Source organism: Microvirga brassicacearum (assembly GCF_008757455.1).
Lineage (GTDB): Bacteria > Pseudomonadota > Alphaproteobacteria > Rhizobiales > Beijerinckiaceae > Microvirga > Microvirga brassicacearum.
In genome coordinates, this window is the sequence record NZ_VCMV01000031.1 from 1 (window position 1) to 21,691 (window position 21,691).

Genomic DNA, 21,691 nt, shown 5'->3' on the forward strand with positions numbered 1-21,691 from the left:
CCCCCCACCCTGCCCTCCCCCACAAGGGGGGGGGAAGAGGCCGTTGAACCCTTCAGCTCGTCGCCCATCGCCCTACTCCGCTGCCTGCAGCGCATCCCGATGGCCGATGATCCGTGTCGCGCGGGTTTCATCGGATGCGGTTTCGCTCAGGGCCTTGAAGAGCAGATTGCGGGCGATCGTCGATCGGTAGGCGGCGGAGGCACGATGATCGTCGAGGGGCTGATAATCCTGCGCCAGCGCGGACAATGCCTCGCCCCAGGCGGCGGCATCGTCGAGAGACACGCCCATGAGCGCGGCCTCCGTTTCGAATGCACGTTTGGGAATGCCCGCCATGCCGCCAAAAGCAATGCGCGCCGAGGTGATGGTGCGACCCGCCAGCGTGAACTTGAACGCTCCGAGCGCCGCCGAAATATCCTCATCGAACCGCTTCGTCACCTTGTAGGCGCGAAAGACTTCGTTCGCGTTCAGCTTCGGCACGATGACGCGGCGCACATATTCGCCGGGCAATCTGTCCTGTTTGCGATAGGCGATGAAGAACGTATCGAGCGGGATGCTGCGCGTGCCCTCTGTGCGGCGCAATTCCAATTCGGAGCCTAACGCGATCAGGACCGGTGCCAGATCGCCGATGGGCGAGCCGTTGGCGATGTTGCCGCCGACCGTGCCGGATGCACGCACCTGCACTGAACCGAAACGCCGCACGATCTCGCCGAGATCGGGGTCGATATCCGCAAGGCCGGCGAACGCGTCCGCGTGGCTCGCCATGGCGCCGATGGTAAGCACCGTCGGCGCGTCTTCGATATCCTTCAGGCCCGCGACGTTGCCGAGCCAGATGACCTTGTCGAGCGCGATCAGGTTTTTCGTCACCCAAAGCCCGACATCGGTGGAGCCGCCGACGAGCACGGCGTCGGGATGGGCCGCGTAAAGCGCGGCGAGCGACGCCTCGCTCGCCGGCGCTGCGAAGAACTGCGTGGCGTCGCCGACGAACAGGTCATCGCCGTCATTGAATCGGCAAAGGGCTGCCGCGACCTGCGTCGACCGCGTCGCGAAAGCATCGGCCGGGTCCTCGGCGCAGGCCCGCAAAGCCGCATCGGAAATGGGCCGGTAGCCAGTGCAGCGGCAGAGATTGCCCGCCAGCGCATCGTTGACGGCGGCGCGGCGCACCGGCCGCTCGCCTTCGTGATAGAGCGCAAACAGGCTCATGACGATTCCCGGCGTGCAGAAGCCGCATTGCGAACCATGCATCTCGACCATCGCGGCTTGCACCGGATGAAGCCTGCCCTCGACCGCCAGATCCTCGACCGTGACGAGTTCGCTGCCGTCGATCTGCCCGAGCAGGAGGATGCAGGCATTGATGGGTTCGTAATGCACCCGCCCGTCGCGCAGGCGCCCGAGCGCGACCGTACAGGCACCGCAATCGCCCTCGGCGCAGCCTTCCTTGGTGCCGAAATGCCGCTGGTTCAGTCTCAGGTAGTCAAGAAGCGTGGTGCGTGGATGAAAGCCTGAGATTTCAACGGGCTGCCCATGCCGCCAAAAGCGGATCGCTTCTCGTGTCACGATTATCCTCCGCCGGAACAACCCGGCTCGTCATGGTGAGCCGGGTTGAGGGTCGGAGCAAGGCCTTTTCGCGCCCCCCTGATCGAGGGCCGGAAGAGGCTACCAGGCGCCGGTGTTCGGCATGGACGCCCATGGCTCCTGCGGCGGCTTGGCGGGACCGCGCTGCAGCAACTCGATCGAGATATTGTCGGGCGATTTGACGAACGCCATGTGGCCGTCGCGCGGCGGCCGGTTGATGGTGACGCCCCCATCCATGAGCCTTTGGCAGGCGGCGTAGATGTCGTCGACCTCATAGGCGAGGTGGCCGAAATTACGGCCGCCCGTATAGGTCTCGGGATCCCAATTGAAGGTGAGTTCGAGGAGCGGCGCCTTCGTGTCGCGGGCCGAATCCGCATCGCCCGGCGCGGCGAGGAACACCAGGGTAAAGCGCCCCTTCTCGTGCTCGGTGCGGCGGGTTTCGACAAGACCGAACTTCCCGACATAGAAATCGAGCGCCCGGTCGAGGTCGGCCACGCGAACCATGGTGTGCAGATATCTCATCGTCTTTCCTTTAATTCATGTGCGAACCGTCGGCCCGGGCGGGTCGCCGGTGCGATCCGAAGGTCATGGCGCATTTTTTGCACAGATCAAGTCTCCAAAGGCGAGACCCTGACAGCACGGCCTCCGGCTCCGCCGAAGGCCTTCTCCTGAGCGGTTCAACGCTTCGCGATCCACCTTGTGCCGAATAGCACTAACCATCACCTGAGAGATCAGGCACAAAGGGCCAAGGTGGCGATGATAAACCTATAGCCGCCTTCGACCGCAAACCATCACGAGAGTACCCCATGCGTGACGACTCGGCCCCGATCATTCGCCTCGAGGATTACCGGCCCAGCGATTTCCTGATCGACCGGGTCGAACTGGACGTGCGCCTTCATCCCACCGCGACGCGGGTTACCGCCACCATGGCGATCCGCCCCAATCCGCATGGCCGCAGCGATGCGCCGCTGGTCCTCGACGGCGACGAGGTCAATCTCAAGGCGCTCGCGCTCGATGGCCGCAGCCTGCCGGGGGGTGAGTTCGAGGCCTCGTCGCAAGGGCTGACCATCGCGCAGCCGCCGCGGCGGCCGTTCACGCTCAGCGTCGAGACCGAGATCGACCCGACCGCGAACACCAAGCTGATGGGCCTCTATCGCTCCGGCGGCAATTATTGCACCCAGTGCGAAGCCGACGGTTTCCGCCGCATCACCTATTTTCTCGACCGCCCGGACGTGCTCGCCGTCTACACGACCCGGATCGAGGCCGAACGAGCCGAGGCCCCGGTTCTGCTCGGCAACGGCAACCCGGTCGAGGCCGGCGCGATCGAAGGGACCAGCCGGCATTACGCGGTCTGGCACGATCCGCATCCCAAGCCCGCCTACCTGTTCGCGCTGGTGGGCGGCCGCCTCGGTCGGGTGGCAAAGACCTTCACCACCATGAGCGGCCGCGAGGTCAGGCTCGCGATCTACGTGGAACCCGGCAAGGAGGATCGCGCCGGCTACGCGCTCGATGCGTTGGAGCGTTCCATGCGCTGGGACGAGCGCGTCTTCGGTCTCGAATACGATCTCGACGAATTCAACGTGGTGGCGGTGTCCGATTTCAACATGGGGGCGATGGAGAACAAAGGCCTCAACATCTTCAACGACAAATACGTGCTCGCCTCGCCCGAGACGGCGACCGATGCGGATTACGCCAATATCGAAGCCATCATCGCGCACGAATATTTCCACAACTGGACCGGCAACCGCATCACCTGCCGCGACTGGTTCCAGCTCTGTCTCAAGGAAGGGCTGACGGTTTTCCGCGATCAGGAATTCTCGTCCGACGAGCGCTCCCGCGCGGTGCACCGCATCGCCGAGGTCAAGGCCCTGCGGGCGCGCCAGTTCTCGGAGGATGCAGGCCCCCTCGCCCACCCGGTGCGGCCGACGCAGTATCGCGAGATCAACAACTTCTACACGGCGACCGTCTATGAGAAAGGCGCCGAGATCGTCCGCATGCTGAAGACGATCATCGGCGACGCGGATTTCCGGCGCGGGATGGATCTTTATGTGAAGCGCTGCGATGGCACCGCCGCCACCGTGGAGGATTTCCTGTCCGCCTTCGCCGACGTCACCGGCCGCGACCTTTCGCATTTCGCCCAATGGTATGCGCAGGCGGGAACGCCGCGGGTCACGGTGACGGGGACTTATGACGACCTGGCACGGACCTACCGCCTCGATTTCGCGCAGGCGACGAATGCGACGCCGGGCGAGACCGTGAAGCGGCCGATGGCGATCCCGATCCGCCTCGGCCTCGTGGCGCAGGATGGCAGCGCGCTTGCGACGAGAAGCGACCGTATCAGCCCGCAGGGCGTGTTCATGCTGGACAGGGAAAGCGACAGCCTGACCTTCACCAACGTTCCCCAGCGCCCGGCCCCGTCCGTGTTCCGCGATTTCTCCGCGCCGGTCAAAGTCGCGCTCGACCTGTCGAATGACGAATTGCTGGTGCTGCTGCGGCACGACACGGATGCGTTCAACCGCTGGCAGGCCGCGCAAAGCGTCTCGCTCCGCCTTCTCGTGCGTCTCTCGAAACACGAAAAGGTGGACGGGCCTGAGATCGCCGCGCTGGCAGCTGCGCTCGGAAGCTTTCTCGAGAGCGACGCGCTGCGCGATCCGGCATTCGCGGCGCTTGTCCTGACGCAACCGGGAGAAGCCGAGATCGCGCAGGAAATCGCCTCCGAGGTCGATCCGGATGCAGTTCACCGCGCTCGCACCGACTTGCGGCGCCACCTTGCGCAGGCAAACACAACGCTGCTGCGGCGGCTCTACGACGATCTGGAGGATGCGGGCGCCTACAGCCCCGATGCGGCGAGCGCCGGGCGGCGGGCCTTGCGCAACATCGCTCTTGAGCTTCTGCCGGCTGCTGATCGCTTCATGGGAGAGGAGCTCGCAGGCGCACAGTTCAAAGCGGCCGCGAACATGACCGATCGGCTTGCGGCGCTGAACACCCTCACCACCATCCCGGGCAAGGCGCGCGAGAATGCGCTGGCGAGCTTCGGCGAGCGTTATCGCGACGAACCGCTGGTCCTCGACAAGTGGTTCACGCTTCAGGCCGCCATCGAGGAGCCCGAGACCCTGTCTCGCGTCGAGTCCTTGCTCAATCACCCCGCCTTCGCGCTGAGCAATCCCAATCGCGTCCGGTCCCTGGTCGGCAGCTTCGCGATGTTGAACCAGACGCAGTTCAACCGCGCCGATGGTGCCGGCTATCGCTTCGTCGCGGGCACCATCCTGCGCGTCGATGCGCTCAATCCGCAGCTCGCCGCAAGGCTGCTGACGGCCTTCAGTTCATGGCGAATGATGGAAAGCGGGCGCCGCGCACAAGCAAAAGCGGCATTGACGCAAATCGCGGTGGCTCCCGGCCTGTCGCGTGATGCGAGCGATATCGTGCACCGCACACTCGAAGAAAGCGAGCAACCGTAAGGGATTGTATCGGTGCTTTGCGGCACCGCTCGCGACCGTGCCCGACGCCCAAAATAGCCTCATGGAAATATTTTATTAACCTAGACGCTCTCGCCGCTAGACAAATCACTCGCTCGTGATTCTATTGTTAGTGATTCGGAGAGATGCGGCACGTCCTTCCGAATGAGGACGACTAGGATTCCGGAGGTTACGCATGGCGGGGGCAGCGACCGCGAGCGTTCCCGCACGCGCGGGCACGATCTTGGGGGTAACGCGATCGGACGCGAACCCCACCTATCGACGACTTGAACAATACGAACCCCTGCTGCGGCTGGCCGTTCCGGCGCTCCTCGCCCTGTTTTTGCTGACGCTCGCGGCGAGCGCATGGATCCAGGTGCGCGACGGGCGCGAGAGCACGCTTGCCGATGCGGTGGCGGATATCGACATCATCGCGTCGCTGGCAGCGGTCAAGCTTGGCGTCCACCCGGCGCCAACCGACCGCAATGCCGCTGCGGCGCAGCTCGACGCGCTGGTGCGGACCATCCCCCCGAGCGCGCTCGCGCAGAGCCGCACGCTGGTGCTCGTCAACGCCGCCGGCAAGGTGCTGGCGACCCATCCGGTCACCATCAGCATTCCGGCGACGCTGCTTGACCTGCTGGGCGAAACGCAGCCGCTGACCACTTTCGCCGACCGCGCAGGCGTGATGACGATCAAGCTCGCAAGCGGCGAGGATGCCATCGCGACCGTGCGGTCGCTTCCGGCATCCTCCGGGCAGATCGCGCTGGTGCAGCCCCTGCCGCGTGTTCTTTCCGGTTGGTTGTCGCGCACCATCGGCCACGTCTCGCTGCTCGGGGCGACGATCGTGGTGCTTCTCGGCATCGGCATCGCCTATGTGATGCAGGCGAACCGCGCCCGCGCCGCAGACGAGGTCTGCGAGAAGGTGCGCGACCGCATCGATTCCGCGCTCAATCGCGGCCGCTGCGGATTGTGGGATTGGGATATCGGACGCGGGCGCCTGTACTGGTCGGATTCCATGTACGAGCTGCTCGGCTACGAGCGGCAGGACGAATTTTTGTCCTTCGGCGAAGTCAACGCTATGATTCATCCGGACGACGAGGATCTCTACGCGCTCGCCGAACAGCTCGCCTCCGCCAAGACCTCGCTGCTCGATTATGAATTCCGCATCCGCAGTTCCGCCGGCGAATGGGTGTGGCTGCGCGCCCGTGCGGAACTGATGGACGACCCCGACGATGCCGCAAGCCACCTGGTGGGCATTGCCGTCGACGTGACGGAGCAGCGCGGACTGGAAGAGAGAACGGCGAAAGCCGACGCGCGCCTTCACGACGCCATCGAGGCGATCTCCGAGGCCTTCGTGCTGTGGGACGCCAACAACAAGCTCGTGCTCTGCAATTCCAAGTTCCACAAGCTGCACGAGCTGCCATCGGACGCCGAACTGCAAGGCAAGACCTATGCGGAAGTGATGGCGCAGGGGCGCCCCGCTGAAGTGCAGCACCAGTTCATGCGGCGGCAGGAGGAAATCGGCGCGCGCAGCTACGAGGCGCGCCTGCAGGATGGACGCTGGCTGCAGATCAACGAACGCCGCACCAAGGATGGCGGCTACGTGTCGGTCGGCACCGACATCACGGCGCTCAAACGCCACGAAGGCCGGCTTGTCGATTCCGAAAAGGAATTGATCGCCACCGTCATGGATCTCAAGCAGTCGCGTCAGAAATTGCAGGCGCAGACGCAGCAGCTGGCCGATCTCGCGGAGCGCTATCTCGACCAGAAAGCGCAGGCCGAGAGCGCCAACCGGGCGAAGTCCGAATTTCTTGCCAATATGAGCCACGAGTTGCGCACGCCGCTCAATGCCATCATCGGCTTTGCGGAAGTGATGCAGAGCGGCATTTTCGGCACCCTGGGTTCCGAGAAGTACGAGGAATATTGCGCGGACATCCGCGGCAGCGGCGAATACCTGCTCTCAGTCATCAACGACATTCTCGATATGTCGCGGATCGAGGCCGGACGCACCAGCCTCACCAAGCAGCCGATTGCCGTCAATGCATCGATCCAGCGCGCGCTGCGACTGGTGAGCGAGCAGATCAAGGCAAAGAACCTCACCATCACGGTCGACGTGATCCCCGAGGATATCGTGGTGCCGGCGGACGAGCGGGCGATCCACCAGATCCTCGTCAACCTGCTCCAGAACGCCACCAAATTCACCAGCGACGGCGGCTGCATCACGGTGCGCACCCGGCAGGCGGGCGACGCCATCAACCTTTACGTGGAAGATAACGGCATCGGCATTCCCGACCACGCCCTGCAGAAACTCGGGCGTCCCTTCGAACAGGTCGAGACCGAGTTCTCGAAGAGCTACAAGGGCTCGGGCCTCGGCCTTGCCATCGCGCGCTCCCTCACCGAACTCCATGGCGGCGCACTGCGCATCCGAAGCCAGGAAGGGGTGGGCACCATCGTGCTGGTCCACCTGCCGCTGACGGAAGCGACGAACGCGGATATCGCGCTGGGTGACGCGGCTGCGTGAAGCACGGCTCGCCAAAGTCGCGGGCGCGCCACGGCTTGCAATGATCGACGACGCGACGTTGCCTTCCGCGACGGGGCGATCCCGCAGGCGTCCACCTCTCCCGACGAAAGACGTGACGAAGGACAAGGCCGCAAGACCAGAGGACGCGGCCGCTGAATCTCCAAAGGGCCGGACAGCAGCGCGAAAGCAAAAGCGCCGGCGCGTTGATTGCGCCGGCGCTTTGTCTTTGAATGACAGTCAGTCCGCCGGATCGGCGCAACCTATCCGATCAGATCAGCAGAAAGTCCGCCGCCGTCAGCGCGTAAGGGTTCGTCACAGTCGCGAACTTCACCGCAAGTCCGCCGCCGAGACCGTCGGCGTCATAATAGAGATCGCCACCGTTGCAGATAATCTCGGCAGTACCGCCACTCGCAACCTGTCCGAAGCTGAACTTCACCGTCGCGCCGAAGGCCGAGAAGATGCCGCGGTCGAGCTGGATCGTGTCGTCCGCCGCGTTGAAGTCGGTGATCCGGTCGACATTGCCATTGCCGAGCGCCGCATCGAACACGAACAGATCCCGGCCCGAGCCACCGGTCAGAACATCCGACCCGGCACCGCCGAGAAGCAGATCGTCGTCGGCACCGCCGTTGAGGCTGTCATTGGCTTCGGCGCCCCAGAGCGAGTCGTTGCCCGCGCCGCCGAGGACAGTATCGTTGCCATCGCAGGCGATGATCCAGTTGGCATTGGCATTGCCGCTGATCGAGTCACCGAAGGCCGAACCGAAGGCGCCGTTGACGTTGATGAACACATCGCCCGCTGCCTGGCCGCCGGAACTCCCCGAACCGTCGAGGCGCAACGTCACCGCATCGGAATTGCGGTAATCCGCAACGCCCCAGCCGCCGGTGCCGTCCAGGATGTCGGCGCCGGCGCCGCCTTCGAGCACGTTGTTGCCGATGCCGCCGACGAGATGATCGTTCCCCGCACCACCGACGAGCTGGTCGTCGCCATCGCCGCCATAGACGGTGTCATCGCCGGCCCCACCGTTGACGGTGTCGTTGCCGCTATCAGCGAGGATCCAGTTGGCGTTGACATTGCCGTTGAGCGTGTCGGAGAAGACCGAACCCTGCACACCATGGACGTTGACGAAAGTATCGCCCGCTGCCTCGTCGCCGACGCTGCCGGAGTTGTCGAGATTGACCGTCACGGCCGTCTGTGCCGTGTGATAGTCGGCAATACCCCAACCACCAGTCCCATCGAGCTTGTCGGCACCCGCCCCGCCGCGCAGGACGTTGTTGCCGATGCCGGCGATGAGATAATCGTCGCCCGCGCCGCCGACCAGCATGTCGTCGCCGTCGCCACCATAGACCGTATCGTTGCCGGCGCCGCCATCGACGGTGTCATTGCCGCTGTCAGCAAGAATCCAATTGGCATTGGCGTTTCCGTTCAGCGTGTCGGCGAAGACCGAGCCCTGGACACCATTGACGTTGACGAAGGTGTCGCCGGCTGCCTCGTCGCCCGAATTGCCCGAGCCATCGAGATTCACCGTCACAGCCGTCTGGGCCGTGTGGTAGTCCGCAACGCCCCAGCCACCGGTGCCGTCGAGTGCGTCGGCACCTGCGCCGCCGCGCAGAATGTTGTTGCCGATGCCGGCGATCAGGCGATCATCGCCGTTGCCGCCGACCAAGGTATCGTCGCCTTCGCCGCCGTGGAGAACGTCAGCGCCATCGCCACCGTCGAGAAGATCGTTGCCGCCGTTGCCGAGGAGCATGTTGTCGGCGGAATCGCCTAGAAGCTGATCGTTATAGGACGATCCCGACAAGCCTTCGATACTGAGCAACCTGTCGCCGGAAAGCTCTGTCCCATCGATGAGACTGACGCTGACGCCGGACGTTGCATTTTCGTAAGCGGCGATATCGAAACCGGCTCCACCATTCAAATGATCGGCGCCCGCGCCACCGACCAGGATGTCATTGCCGTCGCCACCGCTCAGCATGTCGGATTCGGCGCCGCCCGTGAGGGAGTCGTTGCCCGCGCCCCCGGACAACCAGCCGCTACCCGAAAGCAGATCGTCGCTTTCGGTTCCGAGATAAGCTCTGAAGCTGAAACTTATTACGACGTCGGTGCTGTTGCCGGTGGTGTTGCCGGGATACTGGTCGGGGCTGTCATCCGCATAGCCGTCGCCATTGTTGTCCACCGCTCCGAGCGGCAACTCATGCACGTGGCCGTCCGCGAAATGTTCGCCATACGTCTCATAACCCGAAAGCGGATCGATGGCGATATGCGGACAGTTGTAGAGGTCGCCGTAGAGCGTGTGGTGCAACTGGTCCGTATAGGGGGTGAGAAACGACCAAAACCCTGCTCGATCGATGAAACTGTCATCTATCAATTTTGGAGCCAGTACATAGATATCGATATGGTCAGGATTGTAGGCCGGGCTCAGGTCGTTGGACAATTCGCCTTCCGGCGCGCCTTCATCAGGCGTGGACGAAGCCGCCCCTCCGGGAGGCGGATATGAAGAACCTGTTCCCGAGCCACCGGTCGGATTTCCGGTGACCGGTCCCCCGCTCACACCCGTTCCGCCGTACCAGACGCCACCTCCTCCGCTATTGTCAAAGTAAGCGGCCATCGCCTGTTCGATCGAGAAAGTCATCTTCGCCCCCATCGTCGGCGCTAGATGCACGCGCCATACTTGCCATTGACGCTGAGCGCCGCGTTCGAACGTGGCGTCGGAATGTCAACTGCAAGAAAAAATGACCGCAGAGGCGTCACACCACAACATCACTGTCGTGGCATTACGGTTGGGAAATGGCGATTGGAAGTTGAATTTATCGTATTGTCATGAAAAAAAATTTTCACTTAAATAAAAAAACAGGTCGAACTTCATAAGTTAATTAATTTCAATCAAATTCTTACAACAAAATACAATACCGATATTAATACTAATATGGAGAGGAGTATTTGATTATAAGGCCCGGAAAATTCCATGCGAAATTCGTACTACTTTCGCGCGCAACTGCATCACGTGGGCCTGCATCGCTGCGGCGGTTGGAAGGCCCGCTACGGAAGCAAGGCGCTGCAAGATCGCCTTCGACAGCATCGTCGCATCGAATGAACCTTCCACCATCAGCCGCTGCCACTGGAAGATATCGTTCATCACCTGCTGAGCATCGAGCAATATGCGCGAATCGGATTCGGCGAGCAGGCCGATGCCGGCTGCCCGTTCGATCACCTGCGGCGTTGATGCGCCGGGCGCCAACGCAATCTTTTTCGGATGGGCCAGCACCAGCCCCTGCGCCATAAAGTCGAGATCCGTCAAGCCGCCGCGCGCGAGCTTCAGGTCCCAGGGATCATCGTCGCCTTTTTCCTGCGCGATCAGTTCGCGCATCGCACCGACTTCCTTGAACACCTTCTTCGGATCGCGCGGCGCTGCGAGGATATCCGCAACGGCCTTCTCGACCCGCTTTCCGAAGTCCTCATTGCCGGCGATCACGCGTGCGCGTGTCAGCGCCATGTGCTCCCACAGGTCCGCTTCACTCCGTTGATACTCGACGAAGCCGCGGAATTGCGACGCGACAGGCCCCTTCCCGCCTTGCGGCCGCAAGCGCAAATCGACCTCGTAGAGCAATCCGCGCCGCGTCGGCACCGTGAGCGCGGCGACGAGGCGCTGGGTCAGGCGAGTATAGTACACCACCACATCGAGCTTGCGCGGACCGGTGCTCTCGCGCCGGTTCTCGTCGAAATCGTAGATTACCACGAGATCGAGATCGGAACCGGCCGTGAGCTCGCGCGAGCCCAGCCGGCCGAGGCCCAGGATGGCGATTTCGGCTCCCGGCACGACGCCGTGATCGGCCTCGAAATTGCGCCGCACTTCGGCGAAGGACGCGCGCACCATCGCCCGCGCGATCGCCGCATAGGCCTCGCCCGCCCGTGTGGGCGAGAGGATATCGGAGAGAAGGCGCGCGCCGGTGACGAACCGCATCTGGCGGGCCGCATCACGCGAGCGATCGAGGAACTCCTCGTAATCGGCAGGTGTCCCGATGATCTGCCGCACCTGCTCTTCGATGCCCGCATCGTCGCTCAACGGATCGATGAAGGCTGGGTCGATGAGCGCATCGAGGACGTGGGGGGATTGCGCCACCGTATCGGCGAGACGCGGCGCGGTGCCGAGAAGGTCCGCGAAGAGCAGACGCAAGCGGTCGTGCGATTGCAGGATGGTGAGCAGTTCGACCACCGCCGGCATGCGTCCGAAAGCACGGTCGAGAGCCGCGAGCGCCGCGTCGGGATCGGGCGTGCCGCCGAGTGCGCTGAGAAGCGCGGGCACAAGCTCCGTCAGCACCTCGCGGGCGCGCTGGGAGGTGATGGCGGAGCGGCGGCCGAAATGCCAGCCGCGGATGGTCTCGGCCGCACGCTCCGGCTCATGAAAGCCGAGCCGCTTGAGCGTTGCCAGCGTCTCCGGGTCGTCCGTCGTTCCGGTGAAGACGAGGCTGCCGATATCGGAGGCCAGTTCCGGGCCTTCCTCGAACAACAGCGCATAGTGCCGCTGAACGATCTGCGCTTGTTCGGTCAGCGCGCGGGAGAACGATGGCAGATCGGAATAGCCGCAGAAATGCGCGAAGCGGGTCAGATCGGCCTCGTCGGAGGGCAGCCGCTGCGTCTGCTCGTCGTTGACCATCTGCAAACGGTGCTCGATGGTGCGAAGAAAGCGATAGGCGGCCGAAAGTTCGTCCCGCGCCTGATCGGTGATCCAGTTTTCGTCCCGCAAAGCCACCAGCATGTCGAGGGTGCGCCGGCCGCGAAGACCCGGCCGTCTTCCGCCGAAAACCAGTTGCTGTGTCTGCACGAAGAACTCGATCTCGCGGATGCCGCCGCGTCCGAGCTTGATGTCGTGGCCCGCGACCGCGATCTGGTCGTGGCCGCGCACCGCGTGAATCTGCCGCTTCATGGCATGGACATCGGCGATCGACGCAAAGTCGAAATACTTGCGCCAGATGAAGGGACGCAGATCCTCCAGAAAGCGTTCGCCAAGCGCCAGATCCCCCGCCACCGGCCGCGCCTTGATGAGAGCTGCGCGTTCCCAGTTCTGGCCTACGGTTTCGTAATAGGTATAGGCGGACGGCAGCGATACGGCGGTCGGCGTCGAGCCGGGATCCGGCCGCAGGCGGTAATCGACGCGGTGCACATATCCGTCCGCGGTGCGCTCCTGCAGCAGGCGCGCCAATTGCTGGGCGATGCGGGTATAGAGCGTCGGCGCTTCCGCGCCTTCCGGCAGGCACGACGCGTGGGGGTCGAAGAACACCACCAGATCGATGTCGCTGGAATAATTCAATTCGCCGGCACCATGCTTGCCGAGCGCGAGCACGGTGAAGCCGGAGCCCGCGCCCGGATCGTCAGGATTTGGCAGGACGATGCGGCCGAGATCGGCGGCTTCGGTGAGAACGAGATCGACGCCGCCGCGCACCGACGCATCGGCGAATTCGCTCAATGCCCGCGTCACCTCCACCACGTCCCACACGCCGCCGATATCCGCCAAGGCGACAAGCAGCGCGTGGGCATTGCGGTTCTGCCGGAACGCCGCCACCACATCGGCGCGCGCCAATGCACCGGACCGCAATTCGCGAAAGAGATTGGCCTGCGATTGCACGATCTCGGCGTGAGTCTCTTCCGGCGCATTGAGCGCGAGGCGCTGCAGCCGGCCGGGATTGGTGAGGATCACCTGCCACAGAAATGGCGAATGATCCGCGATGGACAGGATGATGTCGTGAAAGAGGCCGTTTGCGAGATGCGGCAGCAGCGCCGCGCTCTGCGGCTCATCGCCTGCCCTTTCGATGAAATCCGCCAGTTGCGATTCGGCGCGCTTCGTGTCCGAGACGGGCGGGGCTTGGGTGAGGCGGTCGATGAGGGCGTTTGGCTGATCCGGCACGGGTGATCCATCGGGTTTGCGCGCTGGAGCATGATGCCGCCCGTAAGGCGGCGGCACACTCCGGTGTCGAGTGTCCATGCCACCCGGACCGACGCAACCGAAATATCGCCTCTATGCCCGTTTCTTTCAGGCCTCGCCGATTGCGGGAGCCAGCGGCAGCGCCAGGACGGCGCGCAGGCCGGGAGCGTTGTCCTCGAGCCGCAATGTCCCGCCATGCACCCGGGCGACGGCGGCAGCGAGGCTGAGGCCGAGGCCGAAACCGGGGCGCGAGCGCGCGGATTCGAGGCGCACAAAGCGCTCCAGCACGTGGCCACGCTCGGCTTCCGGGATGCCGGGACCACGATCGGAGACTTCGATCCGCACCTCCCCCTCCGCCCGCTTCGCCGTGACGCTAACGGGTCGCGCGGCAGCCTCGGGCTCACCCGATGCGCCGTATTTCAGCGCATTGTCGAGAAGGTTTGCGACCGCCTGGCCGAGAAGCTCGCGGCTGCCGTGAACGGGCAAATCGTCGTCCACCTGGACCTTGAGCGGAACGCCCGCCTCCTCGGCCAGGGCCTCGTAGAGCTCCGCCACGTCGCGCACCGCCTCCGACGCATCGAAGTCGGACAACCCCTCGCGGGCATTGCCGGCCTCCAATCGCGCAATCATCAGGAGCGCGTTGAAGATGCGGATGAGGTTGTCGCTCTCCTCGATATTGGCCTCGAGCGCCGCCTTCAGTTCCTCCGGCGTCCTCGCGAGGCGCAAGGCCTCGTCGGCCTTGTTGCGCAGCCGTGTCAGCGGCGTCTTGAGATCGTGCGCGATGTTGTCCGAGACCTCGCGCATGCCGTGCATCAACTCGCCGATGCGGTCGAGCATCTGGTTGAGGTTCTGCGCCAACCGGTCGAGTTCATCGCCCGTTCCGGCGACTTTCAGGCGCCCGTTGAGATCGCCCGCCATGATCGTGCGGGTGGTCTCCGTCATGTCGTCGATACGTTTCAAAACGCGACGGGTGATGAACCAGCCGCCGGCGCAGCCGAGCACGCCGATGAAGAGAAGCGAGTAGCCGAAGGCGCGGCGGATGACATCGCGCAGGCGTGCGCTCTCCTCCATGTCGCGCCCGACGAGGAGATGAAAGCCGCTGGGAAGCCGGTAAACCCGCACGAGCGCATGGCTCGGCGGCGCATCCGCCTCGTCGGTGCGGGTATAGGCCGTTTCGAACTGGCCCGGGTGATCGGCGGCGCCGGGTGGAAGCGCTCCCACATTTCCGGCAACGCGCTCGCCCAAAGGCGTGGTGACGAGATAGAGCAAGGCGCCGGGAGCGCGCGAGCGCCGTTCGACGATGTTGACGAGACGCCTGAGACCGCCGAGGCGATATTGCTCGGCGAGCCCGCCGATCTCGGCCTCGATCGTCGCGTTGAACTGATCGGTGAGAAGGCGCTGCGCGTTCCAAGCCACGTAGCCCAAAGCCGCAAAGGCAAACAGCGCAAACACCACCAGATAGGCGAACGAGAGCTTGAAGGCCGTCGTGCGGATGAGTTTCCCAAGCGCCGTCATGCGTCCTCTCTCCACCTCTCCCCACGGGAGAGGTCGGACCGGAGGTCCGGGTGAGGGCTGGCGTCATATCCGGAACGCGCGTACCCCCTCACCCTCGCTGCGCTCGACCTCTCCCTCACGGGAGAGGTGAAAAGGATGTGTCCGCTCACGCGTCGGTCTCGCCGCCGACTCGCACCATGTAGCCGGCGCCGCGGATGGTGTGGATCAGCGGCTTGTCGAAGCCCTTATCGATCTTCGCGCGCAATCGCGACACGTGTACGTCGATCACATTGGTCTGCGGATCGAAATGATAATCCCACACGTGTTCGAGCAGCATCGTGCGGGTCACGACCTGGTTGGCATTCTTCATGAGATATTCGAGGAGCCGGAACTCCCGCGGCTGCAGGATGATCTCGTGGTCAGAGCGCGTGACGCGATGGGACAGGCGGTCGAGTTCGAGATCGCCGACGCGATAGGTCGTCGGCTCGGCATGGGAAACGCTGGCGCGCCGACGCGCCAGAACTTCCACGCGGGCAAGCAGTTCGGAAAAAGCGTAGGGCTTGGGGAGATAATCGTCGCCGCCGGCGCGAAGGCCTTTGACCCGGTCGTCCACCTGACCGAGGGCGGAGAGGATCAGCACGGGCGATTCGATCTTCTGTTCGCGCAGGGACCGGATCAGCGAGAGGCCATCGAGCTTCGGCAGCATGCGGTCGACCACCAGCACGTCGTAGTCGCCGCCCTCGGCCATGGCGTAGCCGTCGAGGCCGTCCGCCGCATGGTCCGCCATGTGGCCCGCTTCCCTGAAGGCTTTGACGAGGTAGGCCGCAGCCTCCTTGTCGTCTTCGATGATGAGAATCCGCATGGCCTGACTGTAACGAAAAATGCGCCCGACGGCAGGCCGGCCCTGGAGGAGGCATATCGGCCAGCCTGCCGTGGGCAGAAAACACCGGTTACGCGGGGCTATAGGCTAGAGACACCGGTGTCCAGCACCCGGCCGATCCGCGGGGGGCGGGATCGGCCGGGTGTTCGCGGCAGCCCTGGCGTCAGACGCCCTTCGGCTGGCCAGCGACCTCGAGCGTCACGGTGCGTTCCTTGCCGTCACGATAGAGCGTGAGCGACAGGGACTTGCCGGGGGCGACCTGCGCCACGCGGCGGGAGAGGTCCCGGGCCTCCTTGATGCGCTCGCCGTCGACCGCCACGATGGTGTCGCCGGTCTTGACGCCGGCCTTGGCGGCCGGACCGTCCTTGATGGCTTCGGCCACGAGGGCGCCCTTCGGCTCCTTGAGGCCGATCGCTTCCGCGATCTCCTTGGTGACAGGCTGCATCTGCACGCCGATGAAGCCGCGGGTCACGGAGCCCTTGTCCTTGAGCGAAGCAACGACGTTCTCGACGGTGCTCGCGGGGATCGCGAAGGCGATGCCCACATTGCCGCCGGACGGCGAGAAGATCGCCGTGTTCACGCCCACCACTTCACCCGACAGGTTGAAGGTCGGGCCGCCGGAATTACCCTTGTTGACCGAGGCGTCGATCTGGATGAAATCGTCATAGGGACCAGCGCCGATATCGCGGTGCTGCGCCGAGACGATACCCGCCGTGACCGTGCCGCCGAGGCCGAAGGGGTTACCGACCGCCAGCACCCATTCGCCGATCCGCGCCTTCTGCGGCGCCAATTTCACGAAGGGGAAATCGCTGCCCTCGACCTTGAGGAGCGCGAGATCGGTTTTCGGATCGACGCCGATGACCTTGGCGTCGAGCGTCTCGCCGTTATCCATCGTCACCTGCACTTCGGCCGCGTTGTCGACCACGTGGTTGTTGGTCACCACATAGCCGTCAGCCGAGACGAAGAAGCCCGAGCCGAGCGACTGGCCGAACTGGCGCGGACGCTGCTGACGTTCACCGCGCTCGCCGCGCTGGCCCGGCTGCATCTGGTCACGGAACTGCCTGAAGAAGCGCTCCATCGGGTGGCCGGGGGGCAAATCGGGCATCGAGAATTGCTGGCCGTCGCCATCGTCGCGATCGGCGGCGTTCTGCACCTTCACCTTTACGGCGACGACGGCAGGCTTCACGCGCTCGACCACGTCGGCAAAGGCGGGAGCGCCGGTCACCGGCTGCGCCATCGAGCGGAGCTCGGCATGGGCGGGGGTGGATGCAACGAGACCGCTTTCGACGGCGCCACCGGCAATCAGGGCCGCCACGGCGGCCGCACCCAGAAACTTGATGGCGCGATGTTTGCCCCGGTGGGAATTTGTGTTCGACATTGTCACTCTCCTGCGAGAACCCTGTTGGGTTCGCCATGAGAGCAACATGGTGCTGCTCAGGTTACCGCACTCCGTCGACAAGATGAAATCTTGGTAAGGTTACGATGACGTGGGCGCCAAGTGCGCCCTCACCAACCGGCGACGTGGGCGCCAAGTGCGCCGTCACCACCCGGCGCGCTGTCATCTTTAAGCGACACGCGTGGAGGCCTCGCCTGGATTCGAACCAAGTGGGCAGGATTTGCAATCCTGTGCGTCGCCATTCCGCCTCGAGGCCGCCGACGCGTGTCGTGCCTTCATCTTAGCTGAGTCGCCGCCCGCCGCGTCGTCCCCTTCGGGTTAGGGACACTCTAGCTTTCGGATGAGTGACGAGGTTGCATCGGGATTCGGCGCCGGTTTCCGGCCTCTCAGGCGGTGTCCTCGTCACGCTTCAGAAGCGCTTCGACGGCCCGCGTCTCCTCGGCATTCAGGCTGGCAGCCGCCGGTCGCCGTCGGATCGTCGTGTATATGCCGAGGCCGCCGACGACGAGCACCAGCACCGGCGTCAGCCACAGCACCAGCGTGCGCCCGCGGAAGGTCGGCCGCAGTAGCACGAACTCGCCATAGCGTTGAACCACGAAGTCGCGCACCTGAGCGTCGGTGTCGCCGGCCGTCAGCCGCTCACGGACGAGCAGCCGGAGATCGCGGGCGAGATCGGCATCCGAGTCGTCGATGGATTGGTTCTGGCACACGAGACAGCGCAGGCCTGCGGAGATGTCGCGCGCACGGCGTTCAAGCACCGGGTCCTTGAGCACCTCGTTGGGCTGCACCGCATGGGCGCTGCCCAGCGAGAAAAGAATGGCCACGATGGCGAGGACCACGCGCATCGTCGTCATTCCGCCGGCAGCGGGTTCGCGGGAAGCCGTCGCGACTTCGCCGGTGCGGCGATGCGCATGCGGCGATCGGTGAGCGAGAGCGCGCCGCCGGCCGCCATCACGACGGCCCCGAGCCAGATCAGCAGGACCAGCGGTTTGTAATAGAGACGCATGCCGAGCGACCCATCGGGCTGGATCTCGCCGAGGCTCACGTAAATCTGGCTCAAGCCGCGGGTCATGATGCCCGCTTCGGTGGTGGGCATGCCGCGCGTTACGTAAAGCCGCTTCATGGTATCGACCGTGCCGAGTTCCTGCCCGCCGCGAAGGATCGTCAGGGTCGCCACATCCTCGCGGAAATTCGCTTCGCGTCGCGGCACGATGCGCTCGAGACGCGCCTCGTAGGGTCCGACGCCGAGGCGCTCGCCGCTCCGCAGCGTGCCGAGGGTTTCCACATCCCATGCGGTGGCGGCAATTCCGATAACGGTGAGCCCGACGCCCGCATGGGCGATCGCCGAACCCCAGGCCGAACGGGGAAGGCCAAAGGCCTTGCGCCTCATGACGGCCCAATCGCCACCCTTCGTCCACGACCGCGTAACGATTTCGTTGAGCGAGCCGAGGATCAGGAAGGTGCCAAGACCGATGCCGAGCGGCGCCGCCACCGGTCCATCATGGGTGAACGCGAACACCACGATGGTGAGAAGGAGCGAAAGCCCGAGTGCCGCATAAAGACGTTGCGCCGCGCCGAGCAGATTGCCGCGTTTCCAAGCCAGTGTCTGGCCGAAAGGCAGGAGCAGCAGCAGCGGCACGATGAGCGGCACGAACGTCAGGTTGAAGAAAGGCTCGCCCACCGAGATCTTCTCGCCGGTCATCACTTCGAGGGCGAGCGGATAGAGCGTTCCGATGAACACCGTCGCGCAGGCGGTGGCGAGAAACAGGTTGTTGAGAACGAGCGCGCCCTCGCGCGAAATCGGCGCGAAAACGCCGCCCTGCTGCAATCTCGGCGCACGCCACGCGAACAGCGCCAGCGAACCGCCGATGAATACCACGAGGATACCGAGGATGAAGGTGCCGCGCTCTGGATCGACCGCGAAGGAATGGACCGATGTGAGCACACCGGAGCGAACCAGGAAGGTGCCGAGCAACGACAAGGAGAATGTCAGGATCGCCAGGAGGATCGTCCAGACTTTTAGCGAGTCGCGCTTCTCCATCACGACGGTGGAATGCACCAGGGCCGTTCCCGCAAGCCACGGCATCAGGGAGGCGTTCTCGACCGGATCCCAGAACCACCAGCCGCCCCAACCCAATTCGTAATAGGCCCAGTACGATCCCATCGCGATGCCGAGCGTCAGGAAGGCCCAGGCCGTCAGCGTCCAGGGACGCACGATCCGCGCCCACACTGCATCGATGCGGCCGTCGATGAGCGCCGCGCAGGCGAACGCGAAGGAAATCGAGAAGCCCACATAACCGACATAGAGCAGCGGCGGATGGATCGCGAGGCCGAGATCCTGCAGCAGCGGATTGAGATCCTGTCCGTCTGCGGGTGCCGGAACCACACGGTCGAACGGGTTCGATGTCGTGAGGATGAAGGCCAGAAACGCCAGCGTGATGGCAGCCTGGATCGCCAGCGTATTGGCCTGCAGCCGCGCCGGGATGCTGTCGCGGGCAATCGCCACGATGCCGCCGAAAAAACTGAGGATGAGGACCCAGAGGAGCATCGACCCCTCGTGATTGCCCCACACGCCCGAGATTTTGTAGATCAGCGGCTTGGTCGAATGGGAGTTCTCGACCACATTGAGCACCGAGAAATCGGAGGTCACATAGGCGACCGTCAGCGCGACGAACGCGAAGGCGATGCATGCGAGGACCGCCAACGCGGTGGTCGGCGCCACGCTCATCAGCACCGGATCGTTCGCCCGCGTGCCCCAGAGCGGCACGATGAACTGGATCAGCGATAAGCCAAGCGCCAGCGCGAGCGCGAAATGTCCGGCCTCGACCAACACGGCGGCTCTCTCCCTATTGCTCGGCCTGTTGTGAGGCTTTTTCCTCGCCCTGCCAGTGCCCTTGACGCCGCAGGGCATCGGCCACTTCGCGCGGCATGTAGTTTTCGTCGTGCTTGGCCAATACGCTGTCGGCCCGAAAAACACCAGATGCCTCTAGGACACCTTCGGCCACGATGCCCTGCCCTTCCCGGAAAAGATCCGGCAGAAGGCCCTGATAACGCACCGGGATGGCACTCTGCGCGTCCATCACTTCGAAGACGACCTGCTGGCCGTCGCTGCGCTTGACCGAACCCTCCTTCACCAGGCCGCCGAGGCGGAAGCGGGTTCCGGGCTGCACGTTTCTTGCCTGCACGTCGGCGGGGGAGTTGAAGAACAGAATCGTGTCGTTCATAGCGTAGAGCACGAGCCCCAGCGCCACGCCGAGGACGCAGCCCGCCGCGGCGATGAGCGTGAGACGGCGCTGCTTGCGGGTCAGCCTGCGGGTGCGCGGCGTCTGGGTCGTCATGGGGTCGCGTTCGTCAACTGGAGTTCTCGCGTCATCGTGTCGATGGCCTTAAGGCCGTCGGCGTCTTTCGCCAGCGCCTGACGGGCTTTCAAGGCGGCGGCGGAGGCTTTGTCGCGTTGCCCGAGCACCGCATAAGACCGCACGAGCCGCGCCCATTCGTCGACGCTGCCGCCTTGCGATTCAAGCCGGCTTGCAAGGCTCGCGACCATTCCGGCAATCGCCTCGTTATCGAGGGGTGATGCGACCGCGGCCTGCTGGCCGTCGAGGCGCGCCAATTGCTCGCGAACCAGCGGGACCCATGGCGCATCGGTCGGAGACGCCGTCAGGATCGCGGCGTAATCCTCTCGCGCCTTGCCGATCCGTCCGTCCTGCTCGGCCGCGCGGGCGAGATACAGGCGCGCCTTGGCGGATGAGGGATCGAGTTCGACCGCCTTCTCGAATGCCGTCTGGGCATTCTTGGAAACGAGCCCGTCCCTGGCGATCACCAATGCCTCGCCGTAATTTGCCAGGCGGGCAGCGTCGGGGCCAAGATGCCGGAGCGCCGCCTCATAAGCCTTCACCGCATCGTCCATCCGGCCCATGCGGAGGTAGACCGGAGCGATCACCTCCCAGCCGCGGCCGTCCTGCGGGTTCGTCGCAAGGTGCGCTTCGATCTGTGCGACGGCTGAGCCGATATCGGTCCTGGCTTCCTGCCCCGTCACGGGCACCCTGCCCAATCGTTCCAGGATATGCGGCGATCCAAGCCCGCCATAAACCGCGAGGGCGAGGATCGGGATTACCGATAATGCGAGGGTGGAGGCAGCCCTTCGCCGCCGCAGGGCCGGTTCGCCGACGGCGTCCAGCATCGTGTCGGCGGCGTGGCTCGCGCGCAGAAGCCGGCGCCCGGCCTCGGCCTTCGCGGCCTCGGCCTCCGCGGGCAGCAGCGCGCCCCGGTCGCGATCGCGATCGATCTCGGCGACCTGCTCCCGGTAAAACTGGGTGTTGGGGTCCACCTGCCGGCTGATGGCACCGTGGCGCGAGAGCGGCCACAGGACCGCCATCACGGCTGCGGCCGTCATTGCCAGGAGAATGATCCAGATCATCATGGGAGCCTACTTAGCGTGCGCTTCCGTCAAGCA

General features: G+C 64.4%; 13 protein-coding genes and 1 tRNA gene. 2 read left to right on the forward strand and 12 right to left on the reverse strand.

Annotation, left to right across the window (positions count from 1 at the left end):
• Window positions 1–72 precede the first annotated feature (72 nt).
• Together xdhA and FEZ63_RS17515 are read right to left on the reverse strand one after the other, a co-directional pair.
• The gene (gene xdhA / locus FEZ63_RS17510) at window positions 73–1,554 is read right to left on the reverse strand and encodes a xanthine dehydrogenase small subunit (protein ID WP_150946864.1); all 1,482 of its coding nucleotides are present in this window, start codon (window positions 1,552–1,554) and stop codon (window positions 73–75) included.
• Between the two features lie 99 nt (window positions 1,555–1,653).
• Window positions 1,654–2,094: a VOC family protein gene (locus FEZ63_RS17515; RefSeq protein WP_150946866.1), complete on the reverse strand. Its 441-nt coding sequence runs from the start codon at window positions 2,092–2,094 to the stop codon at window positions 1,654–1,656.
• Window positions 2,095–2,378: 284 nt separating this feature from the next.
• On the opposite strand from FEZ63_RS17515, the gene pepN reads away from it, so the two are divergent.
• Both pepN and FEZ63_RS17525 read left to right on the forward strand, forming a co-directional pair.
• Window positions 2,379–5,030: an aminopeptidase N gene (gene pepN / locus FEZ63_RS17520; RefSeq protein WP_150946868.1), complete on the forward strand. Its 2,652-nt coding sequence runs from the start codon at window positions 2,379–2,381 to the stop codon at window positions 5,028–5,030.
• A 193-nt stretch (window positions 5,031–5,223) separates the two neighbouring features.
• A complete protein-coding gene (locus FEZ63_RS17525; protein WP_150946869.1) occupies window positions 5,224–7,548 on the forward strand; it encodes a sensor histidine kinase in 2,325 nt (774 codons plus the stop codon).
• A 268-nt stretch (window positions 7,549–7,816) separates the two neighbouring features.
• Here the strand turns inward: FEZ63_RS17525 and FEZ63_RS17530 are convergent, their stop codons facing one another.
• The 10 genes from FEZ63_RS17530 to ccmI form a co-directional block, all read right to left on the reverse strand.
• Window positions 7,817–10,177: a calcium-binding protein gene (locus FEZ63_RS17530; protein ID WP_162419773.1), complete on the reverse strand. Its 2,361-nt coding sequence runs from the start codon at window positions 10,175–10,177 to the stop codon at window positions 7,817–7,819.
• Window positions 10,178–10,489: 312 nt separating this feature from the next.
• Entirely contained in the window at window positions 10,490–13,525 is a 3,036-nt protein-coding gene (locus FEZ63_RS17535) for a bifunctional [glutamine synthetase] adenylyltransferase/[glutamine synthetase]-adenylyl-L-tyrosine phosphorylase (RefSeq protein ID WP_150946874.1), read from the reverse strand.
• A 48-nt stretch (window positions 13,526–13,573) separates the two neighbouring features.
• A complete protein-coding gene (locus FEZ63_RS17540) occupies window positions 13,574–14,980 on the reverse strand; it encodes a HAMP domain-containing sensor histidine kinase (RefSeq protein WP_150946876.1) in 1,407 nt (468 codons plus the stop codon).
• Window positions 14,981–15,125: 145 nt separating this feature from the next.
• Entirely contained in the window at window positions 15,126–15,821 is a 696-nt protein-coding gene (locus tag FEZ63_RS17545; protein ID WP_150946878.1) for a winged helix-turn-helix domain-containing protein, read from the reverse strand.
• A gap of 181 nt (window positions 15,822–16,002) precedes the next feature.
• A complete protein-coding gene (locus tag FEZ63_RS17550) occupies window positions 16,003–17,217 on the reverse strand; it encodes a S1C family serine protease (RefSeq protein ID WP_150946880.1) in 1,215 nt (404 codons plus the stop codon).
• Between the two features lie 200 nt (window positions 17,218–17,417).
• Window positions 17,418–17,491 (reverse strand) — tRNA-Cys (locus FEZ63_RS17555).
• A gap of 130 nt (window positions 17,492–17,621) precedes the next feature.
• Window positions 17,622–18,089 carry a cytochrome c-type biogenesis protein gene (locus FEZ63_RS17560; RefSeq protein WP_150946882.1) on the reverse strand — a complete coding sequence of 156 codons (468 nt, stop codon included), beginning with the start codon at window positions 18,087–18,089 and terminating at the stop codon, window positions 17,622–17,624.
• Entirely contained in the window at window positions 18,086–20,068 is a 1,983-nt protein-coding gene (locus tag FEZ63_RS17565; RefSeq protein WP_150946884.1) for a heme lyase CcmF/NrfE family subunit, read from the reverse strand. Before FEZ63_RS17565 ends, FEZ63_RS17560 begins: the two co-directional genes overlap by 4 nt.
• A gap of 13 nt (window positions 20,069–20,081) precedes the next feature.
• Window positions 20,082–20,543, reverse strand: a complete 462-nt coding sequence (gene ccmE / locus FEZ63_RS17570; RefSeq protein ID WP_150946903.1) for a cytochrome c maturation protein CcmE — start codon at window positions 20,541–20,543, stop codon at window positions 20,082–20,084.
• A 26-nt stretch (window positions 20,544–20,569) separates the two neighbouring features.
• A complete protein-coding gene (gene ccmI / locus FEZ63_RS17575; protein ID WP_150946887.1) occupies window positions 20,570–21,658 on the reverse strand; it encodes a c-type cytochrome biogenesis protein CcmI in 1,089 nt (362 codons plus the stop codon).
• Between the last annotated feature and the right edge of the window lie 33 nt (window positions 21,659–21,691).

What these genes read in the sequence shown, in the direction of transcription:
- FEZ63_RS17515 (WP_150946866.1), bottom strand. Translation starts at nt 2,094, where the DNA reads ATGAGATATCTGCACACCATGGTTCGCGTGGCCGACCTCGACCGGGCG.
- pepN (WP_150946868.1), top strand. Translation starts at nt 2,379, where the DNA reads ATGCGTGACGACTCGGCCCCGATCATTCGCCTCGAGGATTACCGGCCC.
- FEZ63_RS17525 (WP_150946869.1), top strand. Translation starts at nt 5,224, where the DNA reads ATGGCGGGGGCAGCGACCGCGAGCGTTCCCGCACGCGCGGGCACGATC.
- FEZ63_RS17530 (WP_162419773.1), bottom strand. Translation starts at nt 10,177, where the DNA reads ATGACTTTCTCGATCGAACAGGCGATGGCCGCTTACTTTGACAATAGC.
- FEZ63_RS17535 (WP_150946874.1), bottom strand. Translation starts at nt 13,525, where the DNA reads ATGGACACTCGACACCGGAGTGTGCCGCCGCCTTACGGGCGGCATCAT.
- FEZ63_RS17540 (WP_150946876.1), bottom strand. Translation starts at nt 14,980, where the DNA reads ATGACGGCGCTTGGGAAACTCATCCGCACGACGGCCTTCAAGCTCTCG.
- FEZ63_RS17545 (WP_150946878.1), bottom strand. Translation starts at nt 15,821, where the DNA reads ATGCGGATTCTCATCATCGAAGACGACAAGGAGGCTGCGGCCTACCTC.
- FEZ63_RS17550 (WP_150946880.1), bottom strand. Translation starts at nt 17,217, where the DNA reads ATGTCGAACACAAATTCCCACCGGGGCAAACATCGCGCCATCAAGTTT.
- FEZ63_RS17560 (WP_150946882.1), bottom strand. Translation starts at nt 18,089, where the DNA reads ATGACGACGATGCGCGTGGTCCTCGCCATCGTGGCCATTCTTTTCTCG.
- ccmI (WP_150946887.1), bottom strand. Translation starts at nt 21,658, where the DNA reads ATGATGATCTGGATCATTCTCCTGGCAATGACGGCCGCAGCCGTGATG.